Raw genomic sequence first — 24,597 nt, forward strand, 5'->3', positions numbered from 1 at the left:
AGCGGGCGGCTGCTCAGACGCCCGGATTTCAGACCTTTGCCAGACGAACGCGGGTGCCCCAGGGGTCGGCTGCCTCGATGCCGTTACCCGTTTCGGCAAAGGTGAAGCCCTGCGCCTTCAGTTGTTCCCTCTGCCGGTCGATGATGCCAGCATCGGCCGTCGTCAGCGAGAACCAGTCGAGGCCGGTCGTGGTCTCGTTGCGCTGACCGGCATTTTCGCTTTCCCAGATATTGGCGCCGATGTGGTGGTGATAGCCGCCGGAGGAGAGGAAGGACGCACCGCGCTCGTCTGAGCCCGAGGTGACGTCCAGCCCGAGGCCCGCCTGATAGAAGGAGCGGGCCTTTTCAAGCGTGCCCACCTTCAGGTGAATGTGGCCGATCCTCAGTGCCGGGGGCGCACCTGTGTAGACGTCCCGGTCCGTGCCGGTTCCGGTCTTGTGCAGTATGTCATCGACGTTGAGCGGCTTGGTTCCCATGGTCACGCGGCCCTCGTTCCATACCCAGCCCTCCTTGGAGCGGTCGGAATAGACCTCGATGCCGTTGCCTTCTGGATCTGCGAGGTAGACCGCTTCGCTGACGCTGTGATCGGCAAAGCCGACAAGCGGGATCTGGTTGATCGCCACATGCACCAGCCACTTCGCCAGGTCGGCCCGCGACGGCATCAGAAAGGCGGTGTGGTAGAGCCCGGCTTCGCCGCCAGCTTCATATTCTGCATTCGGCCGGTTCAGCAGGTTCAGGAGAGGTGTTCCGCCGGCTCCGAGTGTGACCATATCGCCATCTTCGCGGATCACCTCGAAGCCCAGCATCTGCTGGTAATAGCGCTTGAGCAGCGCCATGTCCTTGGCCCTGAGGCTGACTTCGCCGACATGAAGGGGCGTGGTGAGCGCGAAAGGCAGGCCAGCGGCTTGCGTCTGGGGTGCCACGGGCGAAGTCAGTCCTTCTGCCCGAAGGGCGCCGGCCATGGCGCTGGCAAGGCTTACGCCGCCGCAAAGCTGGAGAAGGGTTCTTCGGGTAAGGGCGGCGCTCATCAGACTTCCTGTCGCTTGTGTTCCGTTCGGGATACACGGCGGCAGGTCGCTCTGCATCTCACAACTGCGTGTGTTTTTTCGCCTTCACACGGCCTCGTATTTCAGGCTCGCCAGAACGGCGCGTTGGCGATCTCTTTTGCCTGTTTGCGGGTCAGGCGGTAGTCCTTCAGCATTTCATCCGTCATGGCGGAAAGGTCGTTCCGCAATTGCCGTCTTTCCATATAACGCCCGTACCAGACCTCCAGCGTTGCCATCATGCGTCCGAACTGGACACCGACCGCCTGTTGCTGGCCTTTGCGGCTAACGGCTACGCTCTGGGTTATGCGGGGAACTCCCGATACTGTCATTTTCATCGATCTTGCCTTCCTGTCACTTTTATGGGTGGAAGGATACGCTTGTTTCTCGGGCAGAAAATTGAATAATAAGAATTGACTCTGTGAGAAAAAGTTACAGAAAGTGTCTCGTTGGAACATCTGCCTCCCTTGTCGTCACTGCTGGCCTTCGAGGCTGTGTTCCGCACTGGATCCGTGACGGGTGCTGCGGATCTGCTCGGCCGCACCCATTCGGCCGTCAGCAAGCAATTGCACCAGCTGCAGGACCATGCAGGCGTAGAACTGTTCCGCAAGCAGGGAACGGGCCTTGTCCTGACACCCGGCGGAAAGGCCTTTGCCAAGGTCGTCACCGCGGCCTTCGAGGAGATGCGGGGCGGCTATGCGACGTTGAGGGGCAGGAGCGACCAGTCGACGGTGACGATTGCCGTCAGCGCCACTTTCGCCCGTGTCTGGGCCATTCCGACGGTATCGAGGTTCAATATCGATCACCCCGATATCGATATCCTCATCAGGCTTGTCGGACCGATCGGCAGCCGCGAGCTCGAGGTGGCGCCCGACCTCGTCATGTCCTGGGACCGGCTGCTGACGCCGATGGGGGAGGAGACCTTCACCGTTTCGCTCGGCGATGTGCATATGGGACCTGTCGTGTCTCCGTCCCATCCCCACACGTTTGCCGATGCTATCCTTTCGTTTGCGACCCGGATTGACAGGCGCGGAGCGGAAATCGTCTGGGCGAACTGGTCGAGGATCTCCGGCATCGCTGTGGACTGGAAAAAAGCGATGACCTACGACCATTCCTATCTGGCTTTCGAGGCGGCGCGCATGGGCATGGGGGCGGTTATTGCCCCGCGTTTTCTGATCGAGGAGGAGCTGGCGAGCGGTGCGCTGGTCGCGCCTGCCGGCTTTCTGGTGTTCAAGGAAGGCTTCTATGTCCGCCCCTACGACACCCGTCGCGGGAAGCTGACGAAGAACGCCCACATCTTTCTGGACTGGCTGGAGGCGAATGCGCGCCTGACGCCCGAGGGGCGACCGGCCTTCCTCTCGCCTGAGGCCGGGCTCTCCGTGCCTCTGCCGCAATTATGATGCATTGCAGCATGAAGATCAGCATGTGGCGTTCCCAAGCATTCGTATTTGCTGTAAAGCGTCGGAAAACAGCCTGTTTGGGTGGAGCAAAGGCATGAGGAAGTGGGTATACACCTTCGGCAACGGAAAGGCCGAGGGTGGGGCGGAGGATCGTGAACATCTGGGAGGCAAGGGCGCCAATCTTGCCGAGATGGCGAGCCTGGGTCTTCCGGTGCCGCCGGGCCTCACGATCGTCACCGATGCCTGCTCCTGGTATTATCAGAATGGCCGTGGATTGCCCGATGACCTGAAGGCGCAGGTGTTGGAAGGCATAAAGGGCATGGAGCTTGCGACCGGTCGCGGTTTCGGCGATGCCAACCAGCCGCTTCTTCTGTCCGTTCGCTCCGGTGCCCGCACCTCCATGCCCGGCATGATGGATACAGTTCTGAACCTAGGCCTCAACGACCACACGGTCGAGGCGCTGGGACACAATGCCGGTGACGCCCGCTTCGCCTGGGACAGCTACCGCCGCTTCATCCAGATGTATGGCGATGTCGTCATGGGCCTCGACCATGAGGTCTTCGCGGAAATTCTGGAGGATGAGAAGGCGCGGTTTGGCCATGAACTCGACACCGATCTCTCCGCCGTCGAATGGCAGCATGTCACCGCGCTGTTCAAGCAGGTGATCGAGGAGGAACTGGGCGAATCCTTCCCGCAGGATCCGCATGTCCAGCTCTGGGGGGCGATCGGCGCCGTCTTCCGCAGCTGGATGAACCCGCGTGCTGTCACCTACCGCATGCTTCACAACATTCCGGCGGAATGGGGAACGGCCGTCACCGTTCAGGCCATGGTGTTCGGCAATCTCGGCTCTACGTCCGCGACCGGCGTCGCCTTCACCCGCAACCCATCGACCGGCGAGAAGTTGCTCTACGGCGAATTCCTCGTCAACGCTCAGGGGGAGGACGTGGTGGCTGGCATCCGCACGCCCCAATCCATCACCGAGGCTGCCCGTATCGATTCCGGCTCCGATAAGCCGTCGCTGGAAAAGGTTATGCCGGACGCCTTCGCCGAGTTCAGCCGCATCTGCGACCGGCTGGAAGCGCATTATCGCGACATGCAGGACCTCGAATTCACCATCGAGCGCGGCAAGCTGTGGATGCTGCAGGCCAGAAGCGGCAAGCGCACCACCAAGGCGGCGATGAAGATTGCTGTCGACATGGTGTCGGAGGGGGTGATCAGCGAGGAAGAGGCGGTGTTGCGCATCGAGCCCTCGTCACTCGACCAGTTGCTGCACCCGACCATCGACCCCAAGGTCGATCGACACGTTATCGGTGCGGGCCTCCCCGCTTCGCCGGGAGCGGCAACCGGCGAAATCGTCTTTACCGCGGAAGAAGCGGTCGAGGCGGAGGAGGAGGGGCGCAAGGTCATTCTCGTGCGCGTCGAGACCAGCCCGGAAGACATTCACGGCATGCATGCGGCCGAGGGCATCCTTACCACACGCGGCGGCATGACCAGCCACGCGGCCGTCGTTGCCCGCGGCATGGGCATTCCCTGCGTCGCCGGTGCCGGCACCATGCGCGTCGACCTCAGGAACGAGCTGCTGATCGGCATGGGCGTGACGCTCCGTAAGGGAGACATCATCACCATCGACGGTTCTTCCGGCCAGGTTCTCAAGGGCGAAGTGCCTATGCTGCAACCGGAGCTTTCCGGCGATTTCGCCAAGCTGATGCAATGGGCCGATAAGACCCGCCGCATGACGGTGCGCACCAATGCCGACACCCCCGTTGATGCCCGCGCGGCACGCTCCTTCGGCGCCGAGGGCATCGGCCTTTGCCGCACCGAACATATGTTCTTCGAAGGCGATCGCATCCAGGTGATGCGCGAGATGATTCTCGCCGAGGACGAGACGGGTAGGCGCGCAGCTCTCGACAAGCTCCTGCCGATGCAGCGCTCCGACTTCACTGAACTTTTCGTCATCATGCATGGGCTGCCGGTGACCATCCGCCTGCTCGATCCGCCGTTGCACGAATTCCTGCCGAAGACCGACGAAGAGATCGCGGAAGTGGCCGAGGCCATGGGCATGGAGCCCCAGTTCCTGCGCCAGCGCGTCGATGCGCTGCACGAGTTCAATCCGATGCTTGGCCATCGTGGCTGCCGTCTGGCGATTTCCTATCCCGAAATTGCCGAAATGCAGGCGCGGGCGATCTTCGAGGCCGCCGTTGCCGCCGCCCGCGAAACCGGTGCCGCGGTCGTGCCTGAGATCATGGTTCCGCTCGTCGGGCTGCGTTCGGAGCTTGATTACGTCAAGGGCTGCATCGATCGCATCGCCACGGACGTGATGACCGAGGCGGGGCTCGAGATTTCCTACCTCGTCGGCACGATGATCGAACTGCCGCGCGCAGCCCTTCGCGCCCATGTGATCGCGGAAGCTGCCGAATTCTTCTCCTTCGGCACCAACGACCTGACGCAGACCACCTTCGGCATTTCCCGCGACGATGCCTCCGCGTTCATTCCTACCTACCAGAAAAAGGGCATCATCGAGCATGACCCGTTCATCTCGCTCGATTTCGACGGCGTGGGAGAGCTGATCCGCATTGCCGCCGAACGCGGGCGCCAGACGCGGCCCGACATGAAACTCGGGATCTGCGGCGAGCATGGCGGCGATCCGGCCTCCATCCATTTTTGCGAGAGCGTCGGACTCGACTACGTCTCCTGTTCGCCCTTTCGCGTACCTATCGCCCGGCTCTCTGCCGCGCAGGCGGCAATCGGCAAGGCCGCGAGACTGGATCAATAGCCGGGAACGGCCGGAACCTCACGCAGCAGATCCGGCTCGTCATGGACGAAGGTGATCTGCAGCGTCGCCATCTGTTCGGATACTGAATCGGGCGTATCTGATGTTTCCGGACGCTGGTCGATATGGATGCCCGCTTCGTTCAGGAGATCGAAGAGTTTCGGATAGGCGCCTGCAGGTAGTGTAATGCGGATGTTGTTCATGATGTTTGAATACATCTGCACGTCATCGATCCATCCGCCGAGGTCATTGACCGTGTCGAAGACGAATGTTGTCGCGTCCTTGCGCTCCCGACGCGTGATGGCGCTGAGCATGAGTAACCGTTTCATGGTCTGTCTTCCGATAAAGCCGTGTGCGGTGAGATTGCGCGCGGGCCGGATGACAAATCAACCGGTTTGTGGAATAGCCCGTTGCGGACAGAAAACCGCATCAGCGGGAAAGCGGCTTCGGGATGACCAAACAACGTCAGCAACAACGCGCGAAAAAACGGCGTCAGCAGCAGGGACAGGCGACAACAGCACCCCCCGCCCCAGCCACCGCCGTTCCTATGCGTGACAGAGAAGATGCCGCGCCCGTTCCGGCCGGAACGAGGCCGAATTTCCACCGCATCCTCGGTTCGTCCTCGTTCCGCTGGTCGATTTCGTTGTTGCTGTTCGGCTTCTTCTTCCTGTTTCTGTCGCAGACGATTCCCCATGACTATGGCTTCATGGAGCTGGGCTTTCTCTTCACCCTTTCGGTCTATGACATCGTTCTGGCCATGCTCGGTCTGGCCGTTGCCTGCGCCATGGCGCCGCGCGCGGCCGACATGCGCAATATCGTGCTGGTTTTCTTTGGCGTGCTGGCCGGCATGCTGATGTTCTTCGATCCGATTTTTCAGGCAATCTTCGCAAGCCCGCTCGGTGACTATCTCTTTATGATCGCGCCCGGCGCCGTCATGCTGACGGGCGCATCGCTATGGCTTTCCGGTGTCTGGCGTCAGCGGGCCGTCATGCTGTCAGCGGGCGTCGTCGCCTTCTCTATGTCCCTGTTCATCGGGCTCGACGATCTGGGCATCGGTATCTTCGATTTCACCGTCGGCACCGTCCTCTGCTCGCTCTGGCTGGTCGTCGCACCCGCGCTGCCGCTGCGTCAGTTCCGCGGTCCGTGGCTCACCATTCCATCCCGCATCGTTGGAAGCTGGCTGGTAGTGATCGGTATTATTGTTCTCGCGTCGCTTTACGTGCCTTTACCGGTCAAGGCGCCCGCGCTGCCGGATCCCACCATGCCCGACGGCGGCACGCCGATGGAACTGCAGATCCCCGATGATGGCTCGCCTCCGACATTGAACGGCGAGGAATTGCCGCTTGATTTGCTGGCGCCCGCGGACGGGACGGGGACCGAAGACCAGTCGTCCCAGTGATATTAGGCGGCTATCCGGTGCCGTGACCCAGGCAGCTTGTCGGTCTCGCGGGCAGCAGCTAAACAAGATGCTGACGTGCTTCGCTTTCTCCCCGCCATCACCGGTGCCTGCAGATGACCATCCGCTACGACCGTCCCGTTTCCCGATCGGCCTTTCTGGCACTGCAACTCGGCTTCTTTTCAGCCGGCATGCTGGTGCTTGTGGTGCTTGCCCACCGTTTCGGCCCGTTGAAGGCTCCGGACTTCATAGCGCTCGTGCTGCTCTCCGGCATTCCGGCTGCACTTGCAGTGCCACTTGCGCTGATCGGCCTTGGACGGCTCTGGTCCGTTGGGGCCCTGGGCGGCATCGCCGCGCTGAAGGGGCTTATCTACGCCTCGGTACCGCTCGCCCTGATCGGCTTCGGCGCGTTTCGTTATTTCGATCGCCCGCCGATCTACGACGTCTCCACGGACCTGATTGATCCTCCCGAATGGCTTTCGCCGCCCGTTGCCGACCAGCGCTGGCTGATGCGACCACCGGTTACCGTGGCAAGCCGGGAGCTGCAATATGCAGCCTATCCGGGATTGACCGGTCGCCGTTACGACGGTGCGCTCGACCGCGTCTATGAGGCGGTCCGCAAGGTTGCGGATCAGGATCGTCTGGAGATCGTGGCGAGCCGTGGGCAGGAATATGCGATGCCGGAATTTCAACCGCGGACGGCGGGCGTGCCGGAAGAGGAGGCTGCCGATGCCTTGCCGCACAGTGTTCCCGTTCCCCAACCCCGGCCGGAGCCGCAGACGGCGCCGGTTTACGCCGAAGACGAGCCGGAAGGTACGGTGCGCATTCAGGCGAGAACCCGGACGCTGATCCTGGGAATGCCTTTCGACGCGCTGATCCGCTTGCGCGAGGAGGAGGAGATGACTCTGGTCGATATCCGGGTGGAAAGCCGTTATGGTCCTCACGATCTCGGTATGGGGGCCGAAATCGCCGAGCATTTCCTTCATATGCTGGATGCGGAGCTTCTGGGCGTCGCCGGAGACTGACGTTCGGTCGTGTCCGGTCGCTCCGTCAGCTTTTCCAATAGACACCACCAAGCCGGGGCGGGCCTTCCGTCAGCACTTCACCTTTTTCCACCAGATCCTCGATATGGGCGAGTACGGAAAGCGCTGCCGCGCCATGAAGCCTGGGATCTGTCTCGCGGTAAATTGCCTTCACCATATCGGGAATCAACCGGTCTCCGCCGCGGATGCGCTCCACGATAGCCCGCTCGCGCATCCGGCGATGGGTCCGGAGACCCCGTAGGAAGGCCGCCGGATTATTGACCGGTCCGCCGTGACCGGGGAAATATATCCTGTCTTCGCGGGCAAGCAGCCGCTCCAGAGAGGCCATGTAGTCGCCCATCGCGCCATCCGGCGGTGCGACGATCGAGGTCGCCCAGGCCATCACGTGATCGGCGGAAAAGACGATCCCCGTGCCGTCGAGCGCGAAGGCCGCGTGATTGGCCGTGTGCCCCGGTGTGAGGATCGTGGTGAGACACCAGCCGTCGCCCTCCACGATGTCACCCTCGCCAAGCGCGATGTCGGGTGCGAATTCGATGTCCGAGCTTTCGGCGAAGGGATTCGTCTCTCCCTCATGCAAGGGGCGGGATGGCCGGTGAGGACCTTCGGCAACCACCGTCGCCCCCGTCTCCGCCTTCAGCCTGCGTGTCAGCGGGGAATGGTCCTTATGGGTATGGCTGACGGCGATATGCGTCACCTCGCGCCCCGCAAGTGCGGCCATCAGTGCCCGGAAATGGGCTTCGTCCTCCGGGCCGGGATCGATCACGCAGACCGAACGGTCGCCGACGATATAGGTGTTGGTGCCGTGAAAGGTGAAGGGGCTCGGATTGTTGACCGTGATCCTCTGCACTCTGTTTGCCACCGGAACGGCCTCGCCATAGGATGGCTGGAAGCTTAGATCGAACTCGGGAGGCTTCGGCGTGTCGCGAGGTTCGCTCATTTGTACTCGATCTCGATGAATGACGTCGGCTCGGCTCCGCCATTGACGACATTGTGCTCGACGCCGGCATCCCGCCGATAGACTTCACCGGCCTTGCTCGTCACCCGGCGTTCGCCGACTGACTCTTCTATGAGGAAGTGGCAGTCGGTCATGGGAACGACGACATAGCCCATCCCGTGGATATGATGGCCGGTGGCGGCGCCCGGCTCGAAATCCCAGCGCGTTACGCGCACCACGGCATCATCGATCAGGATCGTGGGAATGGCGGGCGGTCGGGCGGAATATCCAGGCATCTGCAGCTCCTGTCGCATTGCGGTATGACCATGATATCGGCTCAAGCGTCTCATTCGTAAAGGGAGATTTCGCAAGGCAGCGGGGAGGGGCCATGCAATCCGACGAGTAGATGTCGTCTGGCAATGGTTCCGCATGCACCGGTTGCCCGCCCTCATGCAGTTTCGCTAAAGGAAGAAGGACCGGTAAGTTCAAAAAAACACGAGGGGGTCATTGCCGCCGGACGGTGGCTTTGCTAATCAGGCGGCCAATCGCGGATCCGGAGCCTCAAGGCGATAACCGGTCCGCTCTGTTGGGGCGTCGCCAAGCGGTAAGGCACCGGTTTTTGGTACCGGCATTCCCAGGTTCGAATCCTGGCGCCCCAGCCATCTCTCTGTTGCTCGCATCAAACATTTGAGCATTCGCACGGCAAATTGAGCAAAGTGCCCTCACTGGTTGAGGAAGGGCTATCTTAGGCCCAGGTTCACTCGCATTCGCTGCAACTGGTTGCTGCTAAGGTCTTGCTGCGAGAGGTCGTAGCAAACTTAATTTATCAGCCAATTCCTAGATTATTACATTACGCGCCGCAAAGCCGAGGCACGAAATGTCTATGAATGTGCCCGCTTCCTGTATCCCGAAGTCGGTTATATGGAAGGTGGCCTGCTGCCGGTTTCATGGACACCGAGTTAAGGTGTTTCCAATGAAACTGGAGCGCATGAATGCAACGAAGGAAGTTCAGCCGCGAGTACAAGCTTGAGGCAGTGCAGTTGGTGCGAGAGCGTGGGGTCAGCGTTGCGCAAGCATCCCGCGATCTGGATGTTCATGAGAATGTCTTGCGCAAGTGGGTAAGGGAATACGGTTCGGACCCGGCACAGGCGTTTCCTGGTCAGGGACAGATGAAGCCGGAGCAGCTTGAGATCGAGAGGCTTCGGAAAGAAGTCGCCAAGCTGAAGGCGGAGCGCGACATCTTAAATTGAAGCCGGAAGAGCAATCGATCCAGTGAATCGATTGCCCGGCGGAACGCCGCCGCCTACTTTGCGAAGGACGTGATATGAAGTTCGCGTTTATTGCAAAGCACCGCTCGATCTGGCCCCTTTCGTCGTTGCTTTGCAACGACTGCCGGGCAGAGGGTGGCATGGCTCTGTGAAGCGCTGGGTGTATCGCGTTCCGGCTTTCATGCCTGGTGTACGATATCGTTCGCGTTTCGGACGAGTTTGGCCGGGGCTGAGTGCTGCTTTTTCGCTATTGCGCCATCGTGAATTCGACGCCCTTGAAATACGGGCTCTTCATGTCTTCACGCCCATACCCGGATTCGTCCTGCGGCGTTGAACGGGTGATCAATGCCTGTGCATTGGCGGGCACATCGATGAAAACCCTCTTTGATATGTGACGTATTTGTGACAAACGTAGCTTGCGTAAACTACGATCGCTGATCGTACCTCCTGAGGGAAGCTGAAAATGAAGAACCTATTAGTTTTTGCGTCAGGAAGTCTGTTCCTCATGGCGTCAACCGAAAGCGCATTTGCATATCTCGATCCCGGTACAGGTAGCATGGTTCTCCAGGCTATCCTTGGAGGCGCCGCTGTCGCTCTTGCCACTGGCTCCCTGTATGTCCAGAAGATCAAGTCCTTCTTCGCTGCCCGCCGGAACGCTGACAAGCGAGATGATGGCCGCAAGAATGGGTGATGCCTCTTTGCACGGTACTGCTGTGAGGGTACCTGGTTCCTTTCGCGATCCTGCCGGTTACGTATTGGAACGAGGGGGAGACGTGTTCCGGGCAGTTTCTTCCTATGGTGCTCCTGATTATGAAGCTGTCAGAGATGCTGGGATCTTTGCCGCGCTTTCGGAAAAAGGATGGCTCGTACCAATTAGGGAAGAGGTTCTTGGGACCGACGGCACCGCTTATATGTTACAAGTCGATCGGATCCCTTGGATTACATATCCATATGAATGGTCCTTCGAGCTATTGAAGACCGCCGCGCTATTTCACATTGATCTGCACCTTGACCTTCTCGATAGAGGGTTCACTTTGTCAGATGCGACCGCCTACAACGTACAGTTCATCGGACCAAAGCCTGTATTCATAGACCATCTGTCCATTCGTCCCTACCGCGATGGAGAGTTCTGGACGGGGCACCGCCAGTTCTGTGAGCAGTTCCTTAACCCGCTTCTTCTGCGGGCATATCTGGGTCGATCTCATAACGCGTGGTATCGGGGCTCCATGGAGGGGATCGCAGTCGCGGACATGGCCGCCATGATCCCAACACACCGCAAATTTTCATGGAACGTCTTCACCAATGTCGTCCTCCAAAACCGTTTCCAGACGGGAACTAGCGGCGACGCTGCCAAGATCTCGATGAGTGGACGAAGCTTTCCCAAGCAGGCGTTTGTCGCGATGCTGCGACAGCTGAGGAAATGGGTGTACTCTCTTGCTCCCGGCGATAAGGTTAAAACCGTTTGGGCAGACTATTCCCTCACCAACACTTACAGTGATTCTGAGAGAGGCGCCAAACATCGTTTCATCTCAGATTATGTGGCCGATGCGAAGCCAAAAACGGTCGTGGATCTTGGCTGCAACACTGGAGAGTATTCAGAGCGGGCATTGTCGGCGGGCGCCGAAGCCGTGATTGGATTCGACTACGATGTTCAGGCGCTCGATCAAGCATATCATAGAACGGTCGATAAAGGACTCAACATTCTTCCTCTGTTTCTCGATGCGAGGAATCCGTCTCCCAGCCAGGGGTGGATGGGTAAGGAGCGAACAGGCTTTGGCGAAAGGGTCAAGGCTGATGGGCTCCTCGCCTTGGCGTTCGAACATCATCTCGCCATCGCTCACAACGTCCCGCTTGATCAACTCGTCAGTTGGTTGGTTTCTCTGGCTCCAACCGGTGTAATCGAGTTCGTCCCGAAGACAGACCCCACAGTACAGAAGATGCTGGCTCTCAGAGAAGACATTTTCCGCAACTACGATGCAAGCGAGTTCGAGCGCCAGTTGGCGGCGTCAGCTGAGATCGTTCGGGCGGAGGTTGTATCGCAGTCTGAAAGGGTGTTGTTCCAGTACCGACGTTGACCCTAAGTCTGGTCCCTTCCTACGGAGCAAAAGCGCTGAACGGCCAAATCAACGACCAGAATGTCGCCTTTGGCGCTCTCTCGTGGTGAGGAGGGGAAGTCATGTGGGACAATTTCTAGCGAATCATTCCTTAAGTGGAAGCGCGGGGACGCCATCCGCTCGACATCAAGATGATGGGGATGCGGGTTTCCCGTATACACGGAGGTTTTATGTTAACTATCGTCAACGCAGCCTCATCGTTTCTAGTCGTCGTGCTTTTCCTGTGGTCTCCCAGATCAGCTTACCTCAATAGCGGCGAAGCAGATTTCCCATTCCCGTTGCTCTCCTATCTCTGGCCTCTGATGTTGATGGGTCTCGGCGTTGTTTTCATTGTCTCGCTAATTCATCTGCTGTTGCCGAGGAAGGGGCGGGCGTGGTTCGCGGTCCTGATCGTATTTCTCTCACTAATGGTAGGTGCGGAAACCTTCATTTTGATGCCAGATTTTGGCGCCTTCACCGGAAGGTCAGTCGATCTTTCTGCCTCATGGGTCCGCTATATTTTTGAGAGCATAACGATTGTTCTAACTCTTAGTCTCGCATGGCAATGGACTAGAGCTCCGGCATTTCCTTCCATTTTGCTCGGTTCACTAGCGGTGGTGCTATCCATTTCTAGTCTATGGTCCGCGGTGTCTGAGGCCAAGTCAGGGCCGGATCCGGCAGATGACGCAACGGTTTTTTCGAGGGACGAGAAGAACCTTCTGATTGTCCTTCTGGATGGTTTCCCATCGGACGTCTTCGAGGAAATCGTTGACGCTGATTCCGGTTGGCGGAGCCGTCTCGAAGGGTTCACCTATTTTCCCGACACTGTTGGCGTCTCGCCAACAACATTTCTTGCTTTGCCGTCAATTCATAGCGGTGAAGTTTATTCGCCAGGTACTCCGTTGCAACCGTTCTTTACCTCGAGCGTCGGAGATCATTCCTTCCTAAGTGACCTTTCGACTGCGGGATACACCTCGTTGCTCGTAAACCCAATGAATGGCGTCTGTCCTAAAAACACACAGTGTGTTCCCGCTGGTATCGTTTTGGGAGACTATGTGAGATTGCAAAAGACCGGAATGGCGCGACTCTTTGGTTTGTCACTTTTCAGTGCAGCACCTCTCGGGCTCAAAAAGGCTGTGTACGATGACGGTAGGTGGGTCTTCCCTCCGCTTGTCGCAGACGAGAGGATCACAGATCACAACGTTGAGGGCGTGGAAACACTGAAGTTCTTCTCCGCGAATCTTGCAGCAGAGCGCTCCGTGCCCACAGCGAAGTTCATACACATCCTAACACCGCATCTACCGGTCGTAATTGGCGACGGATGCAAATATTCCGGGCACACAATTCCAGCCACTAGAGAGGCCTTTCTCACTCAAGCCAAATGCGCGTTGGGAGCATTTGAAGACTTAGTCACTTCATTGAGAAAAAATGGGCTATACGATAACACGGCGATCGTTCTTCTCTCTGACCACGGACAAGCTATCCCGAGCCGAAAGGCAAATGCTGACGGCGATTGGAAAAAACTCTCAGGTTGGGCGAACCCGCTTCTCGCCGTGAAGCCATTGGGTGCGGCCGGTCCTATGGAGGTTTCATCCGCTCCAAAGTGGCTTGCAGAGATTCCATCTATAATTTGTGAGATGATGGAAGATTGTGAAACCTCGGCTGCAGGAAGTCAGAAAGCGAGGATTTTCAATTACTATGAATGGAAGAATGAATATTGGGGCGCCGATGAGATCCCTGTTGATAGGTTCACCGTTTCCGGCCCGCCGTGGGACGCTCGCTCCTGGAAGGCGCAGTAAAAGTCTACCTAGGTGAGGTCTCTGTCGGCTATCCGAAGGCGTTCCCGGTGCACAACGGCAGCGAGTTCTCAATAGATGGGGGGTTGCCGCTCTCCCCATCTGATGCATTCTGACCTGAGTTCGTGGTCGTGAGAACCTCCAATGTACTCCCCATGCAGAAAGGCGAGGCAGATCAATTGCCATGGTGCAGCTTCTCACTACTCGCCCTGAGCTAATGAAAACTGATTCGCCGTATCAGCGACTTCCACCACACCGCATACGGTTGCGCCAACCACCATTTTAGCGGCACGCTGCCATGGTGCCGGTGCACCAGATAAATGGCCTCGCGGTAATGCAGGCGACGGTTGTTGGCCGTCTTCGTCGCCTCGTGGACGCGATTGACGGCTACGAAATCTTCGATGAAGTGGGGCGCGCCTGAGGTCTTGTAGAGACGCCACCAGAGGTCGTAGTCCATGGTCATGTGTAGGGTAGGGTCGACGCCGCCGACGCGCTCCCACGCAGTCCGGCGGATCAAGGTTGCGGGCTGGGAAATGATGCATCGCAGAGCGAGCCTGCGCTCCGAAAAGGGCTGCACCCAGACCGCCTTGCGGGAGCCTGTTTCTTCGTAGTGGTTCCAGCAACGGCCATAGACCATGGGCGCTTTCGGCTGGGCTTCGGCTGCTTCGACGAGCCGAGATAGGGCCCCTGGCAAGAACCAGTCGTCGCTGTTCAGCCAGCAGACATACTTGGCAGTTCCACGTCCAATTCCCTCGTTGATGGATGCGGCCTGTCCCTCATCCTTGTGGCTTCGATGTCCGGCCAAGCGATCCTTCCAGCGCGAAATCACTTCGAGCGAATTGTCGGTGGAACCACCGTCCAGCACAAAGACCTCGACCGGGACGTTTTGTTCGAAGATGGAGGTTAGCGCCTGTTCCAGGAAGCGTCCTTGATTGTAGGACGGAACTGCTACGGTCACGAGCGGATCTGCCAGCTCAGCCTCCGGCGTGCTTGGTGAGGAAGTCGGCATAGGCGAGCGCGATCCCCTCGCGCAGATCAATCGTCGCTTTCCACCCCAGTTGCTGCAGGCGGCTCACGTCGAGAAGCTTGCGCGGCGTGCCGTCGGGCTTGGAGGCGTCGAAGACGATCTCGCCCGCAAAACCGACCACGTCCATCACGGTTTCCGCAAGCTCGCGGATCGTGACGTCCGTTCCCGTCCCAACATTGAAGAGCCCGTCGGTGATCGCGTTCTGCTCCATCAGGAACAGGCAGGCGCTGGCCATGTCGTCCACATGCAGGAACTCGCGCATCGGTCGTCCCGAGCCCCAGACCGTATATGTGCTGTCGCCGCGTAGCTTCGCCTCATGCGCCTTGCGGATCAGGGCAGGGAGCACGTGGCTGTTGGCGAGGTCGTAATTGTCGTTCGGACCATAGAGATTGGTCGGCATCGCCGAGACGTAAGCGGTCCCATATTGCCGGTTGTAACTCTCGCAGAGCTTGATGCCGGCAATCTTGGCGATGGCATAGGGTTCGTTGGTCTGCTCCAGTGGGCCGGTTAGCAGATAGTCCTCGCGGATTGGCTGCGGGCAATCGCGGGGGTAGATGCAGCTGGAACCAAGAAACAGCATGCGTTTGACGCCCGCCTGCCAGGCGGCGTGTATCACGTTGGCCTCGATCATCAGGTTCTGGTAGATGAAATCCGCGCGATAGGTGTTGTTGGCATGGATGCCGCCAACTTTCGCGGCTGCCATGAAAATGTAATCCGGCTTCTCGCTAAGCAGGAAGTCGCTGACTTGCTGCTGCTGAGTCAAATCGAGGTCGCTGCTGGTACGAGTGAGAAGGTTGCCGTAACCGGCAGCCTCAAGCTGCCGGACAATGGCCGACCCTACCATCCCACGATGACCTGCAATGTAGATCTTGGCGTCTTTGCGCATGGCCTACTCGTTATAGGTGAATGTGTTGTAGCCGTGCTTCTTGACCACTTCATCACGTTGAGCGGACTTGAGGTCTTCCCGCATCATTTCCGACACGAGTTCATTGAAGGTGATCTTCGGCGTCCAGCCAAGCTTCTCGCGCGCCTTGCTTGCGTCGCCCAGAAGGGTCTCGACTTCGGCAGGACGGAAATAACGAGGGTCAACCGAAACGATGCAGCGGCCCTTGGCGTCGTATCCCTTCTCGTCTGCGCCGGTTCCGCGCCAGTTGATCTTCATGTCGATCTCGGCGGCCGCAGCGTCGACGAAGTCGCGCACGCTGTACTGCACGCCGGTGGCAATGACGAAGTCTTCCGGCACCTCCTGCTGCAACATCATCCACTGCATCTCGACATAATCCTTGGCATGACCCCAGTCACGCTTGGCGTCCAAATTGCCGAGGTAGAGGCAGTCCTGCAGGCCGAGCTTGATGCGCGCCAGGGCACGCGTAATCTTGCGCGTCACGAAGGTTTCGCCGCGCACCGGGCTCTCGTGGTTGAAGAGAATGCCATTGCAGGCATAGATGCCATACGCTTCGCGGTAGTTAACGGTGATCCAATAGGCATAAAGCTTGGCTACAGCATAGGGCGAGCGCGGATAGAAAGGCGTCGTCTCCCGCTGCGGTGTCTCCTGAACCAGACCGTAGAGCTCCGAGGTGCTCGCTTGGTAGAACTTCGATTTCTTCTCCAGCCCGAGGATACGGATCGCCTCGAGGATGCGAAGAGCGCCGATCCCGTCCGAGTTCGCCGTGTACTCCGGCTCTTCGAACGAAACGGCGACATGCGACTGGGCTGCCAGATTGTAGATTTCGTCCGGCTGCACCTGCTGGATGATGCGGATCAGGCTAGAGGAATCCGTTAGATCCCCGTGGTGAAGAATGAACTTACGGTCTCCTTCATGCGGATCGGCATATAGATGATCGATGCGGTCGGTGTTGAACAGAGACGTGCGGCGCTTGATGCCGTGCACCTCATATCCCTTGGCAAGCAAAAGCTCCGCCAAATATGAACCGTCTTGACCAGTCACGCCGGTGATAAGAGCTTTTTTCACGATCCCTCTCAACTATGATAGCTTTTCCAAACGGGTCAGTTGGGCTTGAACCATCCGCCCCACCATTTCTTCGAAGCTCACCGTCGGTGACCATCCGAGTAATTCTCGCGCCTTGGCCGGGTTTGCCAAAATCTGGCCTGGTTCCAGCGGCCGCACCAGGGCGGGATCGCTGAATACACATTTTTTCCAGTCGCAGCCAACCGTTTGATATGCGACTTCACACAATTCCGTCAGCGTATGCAGTTTTCCAGTGCCGATTACGAAATCCGTTGGTTTTTCCTGCTGTAGGATCATCCACATGGCGCGAACGAAATCCGGGGCATAGCCCCAATCTCTGGCGGTGTCCAGGTTACCAAGGGCAAGCCGTCCGTCTTCCACGATGGGCCGGCCCCGTTCGTTCAAGTCGGGCGAGTCGGTAATTCCCAAAGCCGCGCAGGCGGCACCATAGGCGACCTTCTGCGTCAGGAAATGCAGGGGGCGCCGCTCGCTTTCGTGATTGAAGAGGATGCCGCTCGTTATATAGAGATTATAGCTGTCTCTGTAAATCGCGGCCATGTGGTGCGCGTACACCTTCGCGGCAGCATAGGGGTTCACCGGATGGAAGGATGTCTCCTCATCCTGCCTCGGTGAGTGTGATTGGCCAAACATCTCAGAAGAAGAGGCGTGGTAGACACGGGCGTCCGGCCGGTGCTTGCGTACCGCCTCAAACAACTTGATCGCAGCAAGGCCATTGACCTCCAGCGTCTCAGGTGCTCGCGCCCATGATTCACCAGGGCGGGACTGCGAAGCGAGATTATAGATTTCGTCGGGCTTCGCCTCATTGAGGACGTGGGCGAGTTCCAGGTCTTCGATGAGATCTCCGAAGAGGATCTTCACGTGGCCAGCCAAATGGCTGGCGCAGTTCGGTTGAGACCAGCTCGCAGCGCGCGCCAGCCCATAGACCTCATATCCCTTTTCGAGAAGGAGTTCTGCGAGGTAGGAGCCATCTTGGCCCGTTATGCCGGTGATCAGTGCTCGTTTCATTGGCTCTCTAGGACGGTCTTGTCGCCATGCCGTCTCATTGGAAGCGCCGGCGCAGCGCGGCAGACCGGAACCAGGCCCTTCGGATCAAGCTTCCTGCCCAAGGCAACTTTCGGTCAATTTCGTTGAAGGCAGTTCGCGCTACATATTGTGATCTCCGCTTATCCCGTCGGATATCTCGCACTTGCGCTAAAAAACCGAAAACCGCTGGGATTCGGTGAATATGAGGCAGAAAGCGTCGCAGCTTCGGGCCCCATGACCAAGCTTCATACAGTCGGTACGCCCAAAGGCCATTATAGTAGCTCAGGCTGACATAGCCGCCATGCTTTTCGCAGATTGCAAAGACTTCACCGTATATTACGCCTCGCATCGCGAGTGTCTTTGCGTCCTCATGGAGGCGAGACTGCGCAAGCTTACTATCCATATGATAAATGATGGCGCCGGACGTGGCCATGCGAAGCCAGTATTCATAGTCCATGGCCGTCTGGAGACTAGCGTCGAAGGGACCGATCCGTTGCGCGATGCGTCGCCGCCAGAATGCCGCGGGCTGGCACACGCAACAATCCTGCATCAAGCGCTCAAACGAATAACTGGCAGTATTATACTTACCGATGACCGCCCCTTCCGCGTCGATGTAATCGGCATTGCCATACATCATGTCGCATTCCGGATGGTCGTTGAAAAAACCGACTACCGTTTCCAATGCGTCAGGGAGCAGGATATCATCGGAATTGAGATAGGCTAGAATATCCCCGTTCAGCAGTTTCATGCCTTTGTTGATGGCGTCCGCTTGCCCTCTGTCGGGTTCAGAAATCCATCGGATACGGTCGCCGTAGCTTTTGAGGATCTCCACAGTGTCATCTGTCGAGGCTCCATCCATGACGAGAAGTTCGACATTGTCGTAGCTCTGGCTAAGCATACTGTCGATCGAAGCCCGGATGAAGTGACCATGATTGCGAGTCGGCATGACAATGCTGACCAGCGGCCTTCTCGGCTTGAATTCGACGGAATTTTGGGAAACCCGCAGCAATGCCGCACGCAGAGAGTGAGCGGGCTTTGCCCAGTCGTAGGCCGCGACCCGCAGCTTCGCCTTTTCCGAAAGGTTCTCTCTTAAGCCTTCCTCCGTCGTGATCCTCAGCATGAGGTTTGCCATGGCGGAAACGTCGGTGGGATCACAGGACAGGACGGCGTCCCCCCCAACCTCCGGCAGCGATGTCGTATTGCTGCAGAGGACGGGCGTCCCATGGTGAAAGGCTTCCAGCAAGGGCATGCCGAAGCCTTCAAAAAGGGAGAAGTATACGAGAGCTGTAGCATTCGCAAAAAGCGCAGCCACTTGTTTGTGCGGAAGAAAGCCAAGGTGCACGATCGGCAGATCTTCAAACCCCTTAATGCTTTCCTGCAATCCTTCGGGGCTGCCTGTTAAGACCAGTCCGGTCTTCGGCGGCAGGTGCGGTAACGCGAGCTTGAACGCTTCGAACAGACGACGATGGTTCTTGTGTGGCCAAAGGTTTGCCGGCATGTAGAAGAAGCGATCGAAGGCTGCAGCTTCCGAAGGCAGGTCTGTCTTACTCGGGGTCTCCTGCAATTCTTCGGGAAGCGCCGCAGGCATCAGGAAAACGTCATCCGTCATAGTCCAGCTGTTGCTGACTATCGTTTCGCGAGAGTGGTCCGTCATGGTCGCGATGGCGCCACCGCGGGAGAGGGCTGTCGCGAAGGCGCGGCGTCTTGCTGCCAGCACGGCGGTCTGAAAGAAATCCGGAAAAAACTCATGCTGAATGTCGGGTATCACGAAGACTTGCCGGGGGAAGGGAAAATCAGGGCCTTCTTCCTGCGGATAGCTACGCAAAAGTGCGTCTGGACGCATGCTTTGGCAATGACGCGTCATTTCGGCGTAGTAGGCAACGGGATGATTGTCCAGCGCGATATGGTCGACATTGGGGGCGACAATTTCCAGCGGGGGACGTCCTGGCCTATGAAACAAGACGATCCTGTCATCGGGATACAGGCGCACCATTTCCCGCAAGACGCCATGGATCCATGGAACGATACCCCCGGAGACACCCGCTACGAGCGGGTACAAATCGACTGCGACCGTCAATGGGCCGGTTTGGTCACCGTTGATATTCACGTTAGAACCTCTTCTGCAAACTGCGTCGGAATTTTCGTCCAATCCGATGGTAAAAATTTGGCGGTTGCAGATTGGTTCTATGGGTAGGGGGTGGGGACTCCATGCTCACGGGCATCCCAGACGCATTTACACCTAGTCGCTGCATATCCTCTTGGACTTCCTTCCAGAGACTGAGCAAGGCCTCATGTGTTTGATGGCTGAACAGGCTGCTGCCGGATTGGACAAGGGAATTCATGTTGTCTAGCCAGTAGCACAGGGCGCCAGGTGTCATAGGGTGTCCGCTGTGACGTTCTGCCAGGAGGCGTATCTCCTCCACGCGGCGGAATCCGCCGGTCGCCGTCAACGTGTTGCCCCATTCGCGAGAAGCGGCGAGGATCGCTTCGATCGGGTGCGGTGCAGCGAGTTTCGCAAGCCTGATCCAGAGGTCCCAGTCGAAGCTCCAGCGCAGGCTTTCATCGAGTCCGCCAAGCTGCCGGAGAAGGTTCCCATTCATAAAGGTCGAAGGCTGGAGGATGTAGTCGAGACCGCCGACCAGAGCATCATGATTGTAGAGAACCGGCCCCTGGTTGAACACGCTGGTCCTGCGGCCTTTTTCATCCGCGCGAATGCCGTTACCAAACCAGAAACTCGCCTGTGGTGCTTTGCGATACGCGTCAGCAATGGCTTCAAACGCACCTGGCAGATAGAAGTCATCCGCATTCAGCCACGCCACGATGTCGCCCGTGCATTTTGAAATGCCCTTGTTGATAGCATCCGCCGCACCTTTGTCAGGTTCACTAATGTATCCAGTCAGCCATTGCTCGTTGTCGCGAATGACATCAAGCGTATTGTCGCTGGAGCCACCATCGATGACAAAATGCTCCAGATCCGGCCAATTCTGGGCTCGAATGGAATCAAGACAGTCCTGAAGGAACCGCCCTTGGTTCAGGGACGGTGTCACAATGGAGATTCTGGGCGTTTGTTTGCTTGAGGTCATCTCTGCGTATTATTTTCTTTTTGCCTGCAAGTCGTGAACCATCGCCGTCAGCGTATGAATTTGCTCGAGCCTGGCCGCGCGGTCCGCGTCGATTATTTTCACGTGCTCGTCAAGGCTCTTGATCCTCTTGTCCTGATCGAGAAGTGCTTGGACGAAACGGCCTTTCGGCGTCTCGATCGACTTTTCGGCATCTGCCTCCGGGATCATCTGTATCGGCTGCCTGCTGACGACGAAGAACATGTCGTACTGATGGAAAATAGCCGGCTCGAATTGAACAAAGCTTGCCCCAAGCCTTTCGAAAAGAGCCGTCGCCGAGCTTTGGGTGAAAAGATACAGATGCTCGTCTGATTTGAATTGTTCCAGAAACGGCGCTTTGGTCTCCACCAAAGCAGAATAGACCATCTCATCTCTAGCCTGAGGGGTCTGAATCAGGAGTATGCCATCAGGCTTCAGCAGCCTGAGAGCATGCGACATCGTGCCGACCGGATCGGGCAGATGTTCTAGGACGTCCATCAACGCGACGACGTCGAATGTTCCTGCTTCGAGTTCAATGTTCTCGACAGGTCCGACAAGCATCGGGATGTCGAAGGTTTCTTGTGCAAATTCGACGACCCATGGGCTCATCTCCATACCGGAGGCGTCGTAGCCGGCTTGGCGGAGAAGCGCGACAAAGCTCCCGTGCGAACAACCCAGTTCCAGAACCTTGGAGGGGGGAGCCTTGTATCTCAGAAGTGTCTTAAGCCAGTGCAGATTTCGATCCGTCAGATCTAGCTTTGCTCTCTGAAAGATACTCGGAAATCCGAGGTCCTGGTTTTGGTGTTCAAGCCAGTATTTCTTGCCGTAGAAATCAGAGTCATCATCGGCGACCTTTAATTCGTCATCCGACAGGCCCACGCAGGAGATAAGGGTGCCGCAGACTGCACACCGTACATACTCTGCACTGAATTCGTGATGATCTGTGCTGCCGCACCAACACGTTCTCTTATTCATTGCTTGGATGCTCACTTCCTAGTTTTCTCGCCGCTAATTCGTATAGCATGCTAAATCTCACATGCGGTGTTTATTCATTCGAGAGTAGTGGGATGGGTTGGAATGCCATATCAACGAAACTTGGGAAAAGAAAATTCGATGCTACCTGGCAAGTCGGCGATGCCATGATGGCTGAGTGCTGAACCGCTGCGGTCTGAGGCCCAACCTATAGAAAGCGATCCAGCCTTAGGTAACACGCACAAGTGGGTTACCGCCGCATCTATGGCTTCATGTGTTAGTGCCGACATCCGGTTGAAGATATCTGGCTCAATAGCTCCCAGACCAATCTCAAAGGTGTATTCACCCAATTGCAACTTTAACGAAATAGTCTGTTTGCAACGGACGATGGTTCCGGCTTTGATCCGATCGTTTGTCCCAACGCCATGCTCGATCGAACTCTTTCCATGCACTATGATTCCGCGCTCGTTATGTAGGACGACACCACAGGTAGCCATTCCTATGTCTTTCAATACGCGAAACTCCGAAACAAAGACAGCTGTTTGTCCCTGTGAAAAGTGACGACAGGGTACCCCACAATCATCGTAGACCGAAAATCCCAAGCATTCAGCCCATCCATTTCCAACTTGTGTTACGTTATGTGCTGACGGGAGCGTCACAGATGCTGACCAGTTTCCGTCGCCGGTATCGGCAGCGTTGTGCGCGATATCTTCTGAATTGTTGTTAACCGGTACTGTGGAGAAAGATTGCCCGGTTTGATGCAGTTGATAATACCGTTTTGCCGCTTCTGTGGCATCACCGATGAAGTTCATCTTCCCATGGTCGAGCAGGATCGCGCGGTCACAGAATTGCTCGATGTCGGTCATCGCGTGGGAGACCAAGAGCACGGCGGCACCCGACGCCCGAATCTCTTCAAGGCGCGCGTAGCATTTCTGACGGAAGAAGACGTCGCCCACCGCCAGAGCCTCGTCGATGATGACAATGGAAGCGTTGATGTGTGCCTGCACTGCGAATGCAAGGCGGACGAACATCCCGCTGGAATAGGTTTTCACGGGCTGGTCGATAAAGTCGCCAATATCCGCAAATGCGACGATTTCGTCGTAGCTCGCTTCGATCTGCTCTCGACTGAGACCCAGGATGCGAGCATTCAGCAGGACGTTTTCCCGTCCGGTAAAGTCCGGATTGAAGCCGCTTCCCAGTTCGAGAAGAGCCGCCACACGTCCCTTGACTGTCACGTCACCAAGACTAGGAGCCAAGGTGCCGGCCAGTATCTGCAGCAGTGTGCTCTTGCCGCCGCCATTGCGCCCGATGATCCCCAAGGTTTCTCCGGGACGAACCTGGAAGGAGATGTCCTGCAGAGCCCAGAATTCGCGGTGATAGACGGGCGTGCTATGCGATCGGCCAATAAGGCTGGCCAACTTGGGTACAATCAACTGCTTGAGGCGGTCGCGCGGGTTCTCGTAAATATCATAGCGCTTGCCGAGGCCGCGCACATCAATGACTGGCTCGCTAGAGGACATCGGCAAAGCCCCGTCTTGTCTTCTGGAACCATGCAAAACCAAGATAAAAGACAGTCAAGCCGACGACAAGGCTGATAGCCCAGGCTCCCCAGTTGAGAGGCTCTCCCCAGAGCAGTGCGTCTCGCACCTGAAGCACCGGAAGTGTGATCGGGTTTAGGATCAGTAACGACTGATAGGCAGGAGGAAGTGCGCTGATCGGGTAGAAAATCGGGGCGAGAAAAAGCGCAACCGTGGTGAGCATGCCGATAACCTGGGCGAAATCGCGAAGATAGACCCCAAGCGAGGCTAGAAACCAGCTAAAGCCGAGGATCATCAGAAGCAATGGCAGCAGCAGAACGGGCAACAGAAGTCCCGCCGGATGGAGGGGCGTCCCGGATAGGATGCAGAAGAACATCAAGACAACGAGGCTGACCATGAAATTCCCGAGTGCCGATCCCATGGTCATGAGCGGTAGTATTTCCAGCGGGAATACGACTTTCTTGACGTAGTTCGTGTTCGTAACGATCAAGGTCGGGGCTCGAACTAGACACTCGGCAAACAGAGCATGGACGATCAGTCCGGAGAATAGAACTATGGCAAAGTTCACTTGGCTCTCATCGACTGCGCCCCATCGGGCCTTGAAGGCCACGCTGAAAACGAAGGTATAGATTGCGAGCATCAACAGTGGATTGAAGAGCGACCATGCAAGCCCGAATATCGATCCCTTATAGCGTGACACGAAATCACGTTTCGTCAGCTCCCAAAGTAGGCCCCTGTTACGCGCCAGCGTTTCAAAAACAGCGGTCGGGGAGACCGGGTGGTTTTTCATAGGAGCTCGAAAGTCCATCGCTGTGGTCTAAACACTCGGATGCTGGGTTGCCGATCCTACCGGACTGGCGTGGCCGCGCATTGCCTCAAGATTTGGCCAATAGCTGTTCGACCTCTCAAAGACAACCCCCTGTTAAGGATACACACGCAAGCCAATTTGAGAAATTGGCCTGCTGCCGGTTTCATGGACACCGAGTTAAGGTGTTTCCAATGAAACTGGAGCGCATGAATGCAACGAAGGAAGTTCAGCCGCGAGTACAAGCTTGAGGCAGTGCAGTTGGTGCGAGAGCATGGGGTCAGCGTTGCGCAAGCATCCCGCGATCTGGATGTTCATGAGAATGTCTTGCGCAAGTGGGTAAGGGAATACGGTTCGGACCCGGCACAGGCGTTTCCTGGTCAGGGACAGATGAAGCCGGAG

Annotated in this window: 21 protein-coding genes, 1 tRNA gene and 1 pseudogene; 9 read left to right on the forward strand and 14 right to left on the reverse strand. The window is 57.5% G+C overall.

Annotated elements, in window-relative coordinates:
• Window positions 1-28: 28 nt before the first annotated feature.
• Window positions 29-1,027, reverse strand: coding sequence for a VOC family protein (locus H4I99_RS03550; RefSeq protein WP_163904623.1), 999 nt, complete (start codon window positions 1,025-1,027; stop codon window positions 29-31).
• Window positions 1,028-1,128: 101 nt separating this feature from the next.
• Window positions 1,129-1,380 carry a DUF1127 domain-containing protein gene (locus tag H4I99_RS03555; RefSeq protein ID WP_163904625.1) on the reverse strand — a complete coding sequence of 84 codons (252 nt, stop codon included), beginning with the start codon at window positions 1,378-1,380 and terminating at the stop codon, window positions 1,129-1,131.
• 129 nt (window positions 1,381-1,509) lie between these two features.
• On the opposite strand from H4I99_RS03555, the gene H4I99_RS03560 reads away from it, so the two are divergent.
• Together H4I99_RS03560 and ppdK are read left to right on the forward strand one after the other, a co-directional pair.
• Complete coding sequence (locus H4I99_RS03560) at window positions 1,510-2,442, forward strand: LysR family transcriptional regulator (RefSeq protein ID WP_163904627.1); 933 nt, start codon at window positions 1,510-1,512, stop codon at window positions 2,440-2,442.
• Between the two features lie 94 nt (window positions 2,443-2,536).
• A complete protein-coding gene (gene ppdK / locus H4I99_RS03565) occupies window positions 2,537-5,215 on the forward strand; it encodes a pyruvate, phosphate dikinase (RefSeq protein WP_163904629.1) in 2,679 nt (892 codons plus the stop codon).
• On the opposite strand, the gene H4I99_RS03570 is transcribed toward ppdK, so the two are convergent.
• On the reverse strand, window positions 5,209-5,541 hold the full coding sequence (locus tag H4I99_RS03570; RefSeq protein ID WP_163904631.1) for a hypothetical protein: 333 nt from the start codon (window positions 5,539-5,541) through the stop codon (window positions 5,209-5,211). The genes ppdK and H4I99_RS03570 overlap by 7 nt on opposite strands.
• 218 nt (window positions 5,542-5,759) lie before the next feature.
• On the opposite strand from H4I99_RS03570, the gene H4I99_RS03575 reads away from it, so the two are divergent.
• Both H4I99_RS03575 and H4I99_RS03580 read left to right on the forward strand, forming a co-directional pair.
• The gene (locus H4I99_RS03575; protein ID WP_163904633.1) at window positions 5,760-6,611 is read left to right on the forward strand and encodes a hypothetical protein; all 852 of its coding nucleotides are present in this window, start codon (window positions 5,760-5,762) and stop codon (window positions 6,609-6,611) included.
• Window positions 6,612-6,724: 113 nt separating this feature from the next.
• Complete coding sequence (locus H4I99_RS03580) at window positions 6,725-7,633, forward strand: DUF1499 domain-containing protein (RefSeq protein WP_163904635.1); 909 nt, start codon at window positions 6,725-6,727, stop codon at window positions 7,631-7,633.
• Between the two features lie 25 nt (window positions 7,634-7,658).
• On the opposite strand, the gene H4I99_RS03585 is transcribed toward H4I99_RS03580, so the two are convergent.
• Both H4I99_RS03585 and H4I99_RS03590 read right to left on the reverse strand, forming a co-directional pair.
• The gene (locus tag H4I99_RS03585) at window positions 7,659-8,588 is read right to left on the reverse strand and encodes an MBL fold metallo-hydrolase (RefSeq protein ID WP_163904636.1); all 930 of its coding nucleotides are present in this window, start codon (window positions 8,586-8,588) and stop codon (window positions 7,659-7,661) included.
• Window positions 8,585-8,881 carry a cupin domain-containing protein gene (locus tag H4I99_RS03590; protein ID WP_163904637.1) on the reverse strand — a complete coding sequence of 99 codons (297 nt, stop codon included), beginning with the start codon at window positions 8,879-8,881 and terminating at the stop codon, window positions 8,585-8,587. Before H4I99_RS03590 ends, H4I99_RS03585 begins: the two co-directional genes overlap by 4 nt.
• Window positions 8,882-9,172: 291 nt before the next feature.
• On the opposite strand from H4I99_RS03590, the gene H4I99_RS03595 reads away from it, so the two are divergent.
• The 4 genes and pseudogenes from H4I99_RS03595 to H4I99_RS03610 all read left to right on the forward strand — a co-directional run bounded on the left by H4I99_RS03595 (window position 9,173) and on the right by H4I99_RS03610 (window position 13,745).
• Window positions 9,173-9,247 (forward strand) — tRNA-Gln (locus tag H4I99_RS03595).
• A gap of 330 nt (window positions 9,248-9,577) precedes the next feature.
• Window positions 9,578-10,048 (forward strand): annotated as a pseudogene (locus H4I99_RS03600) (transposase); the annotation flags it as partial.
• A gap of 578 nt (window positions 10,049-10,626) precedes the next feature.
• The gene (locus H4I99_RS03605; protein ID WP_246225584.1) at window positions 10,627-11,928 is read left to right on the forward strand and encodes a class I SAM-dependent methyltransferase; all 1,302 of its coding nucleotides are present in this window, start codon (window positions 10,627-10,629) and stop codon (window positions 11,926-11,928) included.
• Window positions 11,929-12,137: 209 nt separating this feature from the next.
• Window positions 12,138-13,745 carry a sulfatase-like hydrolase/transferase gene (locus H4I99_RS03610; RefSeq protein WP_163904639.1) on the forward strand — a complete coding sequence of 536 codons (1,608 nt, stop codon included), beginning with the start codon at window positions 12,138-12,140 and terminating at the stop codon, window positions 13,743-13,745.
• A gap of 211 nt (window positions 13,746-13,956) precedes the next feature.
• Here H4I99_RS03610 and H4I99_RS03615 read toward each other — a convergent pair whose 3' ends face one another.
• From H4I99_RS03615 to H4I99_RS03655, 9 genes are all read right to left on the reverse strand, one after another.
• On the reverse strand, window positions 13,957-14,700 hold the full coding sequence (locus H4I99_RS03615) for a glycosyltransferase family 2 protein (protein ID WP_246225586.1): 744 nt from the start codon (window positions 14,698-14,700) through the stop codon (window positions 13,957-13,959).
• A gap of 16 nt (window positions 14,701-14,716) precedes the next feature.
• Entirely contained in the window at window positions 14,717-15,655 is a 939-nt protein-coding gene (gene fcl / locus H4I99_RS03620; RefSeq protein WP_163904640.1) for a GDP-L-fucose synthase, read from the reverse strand.
• Between the two features lie 3 nt (window positions 15,656-15,658).
• The gene (gene gmd / locus H4I99_RS03625) at window positions 15,659-16,741 is read right to left on the reverse strand and encodes a GDP-mannose 4,6-dehydratase (RefSeq protein ID WP_186663208.1); all 1,083 of its coding nucleotides are present in this window, start codon (window positions 16,739-16,741) and stop codon (window positions 15,659-15,661) included.
• A gap of 12 nt (window positions 16,742-16,753) precedes the next feature.
• Entirely contained in the window at window positions 16,754-17,764 is a 1,011-nt protein-coding gene (locus tag H4I99_RS03630) for a GDP-mannose 4,6-dehydratase (protein ID WP_163904641.1), read from the reverse strand.
• A gap of 34 nt (window positions 17,765-17,798) precedes the next feature.
• A complete protein-coding gene (locus H4I99_RS03635) occupies window positions 17,799-19,889 on the reverse strand; it encodes a glycosyltransferase (protein WP_163904642.1) in 2,091 nt (696 codons plus the stop codon).
• A gap of 1 nt (window position 19,890) precedes the next feature.
• Entirely contained in the window at window positions 19,891-20,865 is a 975-nt protein-coding gene (locus H4I99_RS03640) for a glycosyltransferase family 2 protein (protein WP_163904643.1), read from the reverse strand.
• 9 nt (window positions 20,866-20,874) lie between these two features.
• Window positions 20,875-21,870 carry a class I SAM-dependent methyltransferase gene (locus tag H4I99_RS03645; protein WP_163904644.1) on the reverse strand — a complete coding sequence of 332 codons (996 nt, stop codon included), beginning with the start codon at window positions 21,868-21,870 and terminating at the stop codon, window positions 20,875-20,877.
• A gap of 95 nt (window positions 21,871-21,965) precedes the next feature.
• Window positions 21,966-23,372, reverse strand: a complete 1,407-nt coding sequence (locus tag H4I99_RS03650; RefSeq protein ID WP_163904646.1) for an ABC transporter ATP-binding protein — start codon at window positions 23,370-23,372, stop codon at window positions 21,966-21,968.
• Complete coding sequence (locus tag H4I99_RS03655) at window positions 23,362-24,180, reverse strand: ABC transporter permease (RefSeq protein WP_163904649.1); 819 nt, start codon at window positions 24,178-24,180, stop codon at window positions 23,362-23,364. The genes H4I99_RS03650 and H4I99_RS03655 overlap by 11 nt, the downstream gene beginning before the upstream one ends.
• Before the next feature lie 228 nt (window positions 24,181-24,408).
• Between H4I99_RS03655 and H4I99_RS03660 the strand changes: the two genes are divergently transcribed.
• A partial coding sequence (locus H4I99_RS03660) for a transposase (protein ID WP_186663210.1) occupies window positions 24,409-24,597 on the forward strand: 189 nt, incomplete at its 3' end.

The organism is Paenirhizobium daejeonense, assembly GCF_014280875.1.
Taxonomy (GTDB): domain Bacteria; phylum Pseudomonadota; class Alphaproteobacteria; order Rhizobiales; family Rhizobiaceae; genus Allorhizobium; species Allorhizobium daejeonense.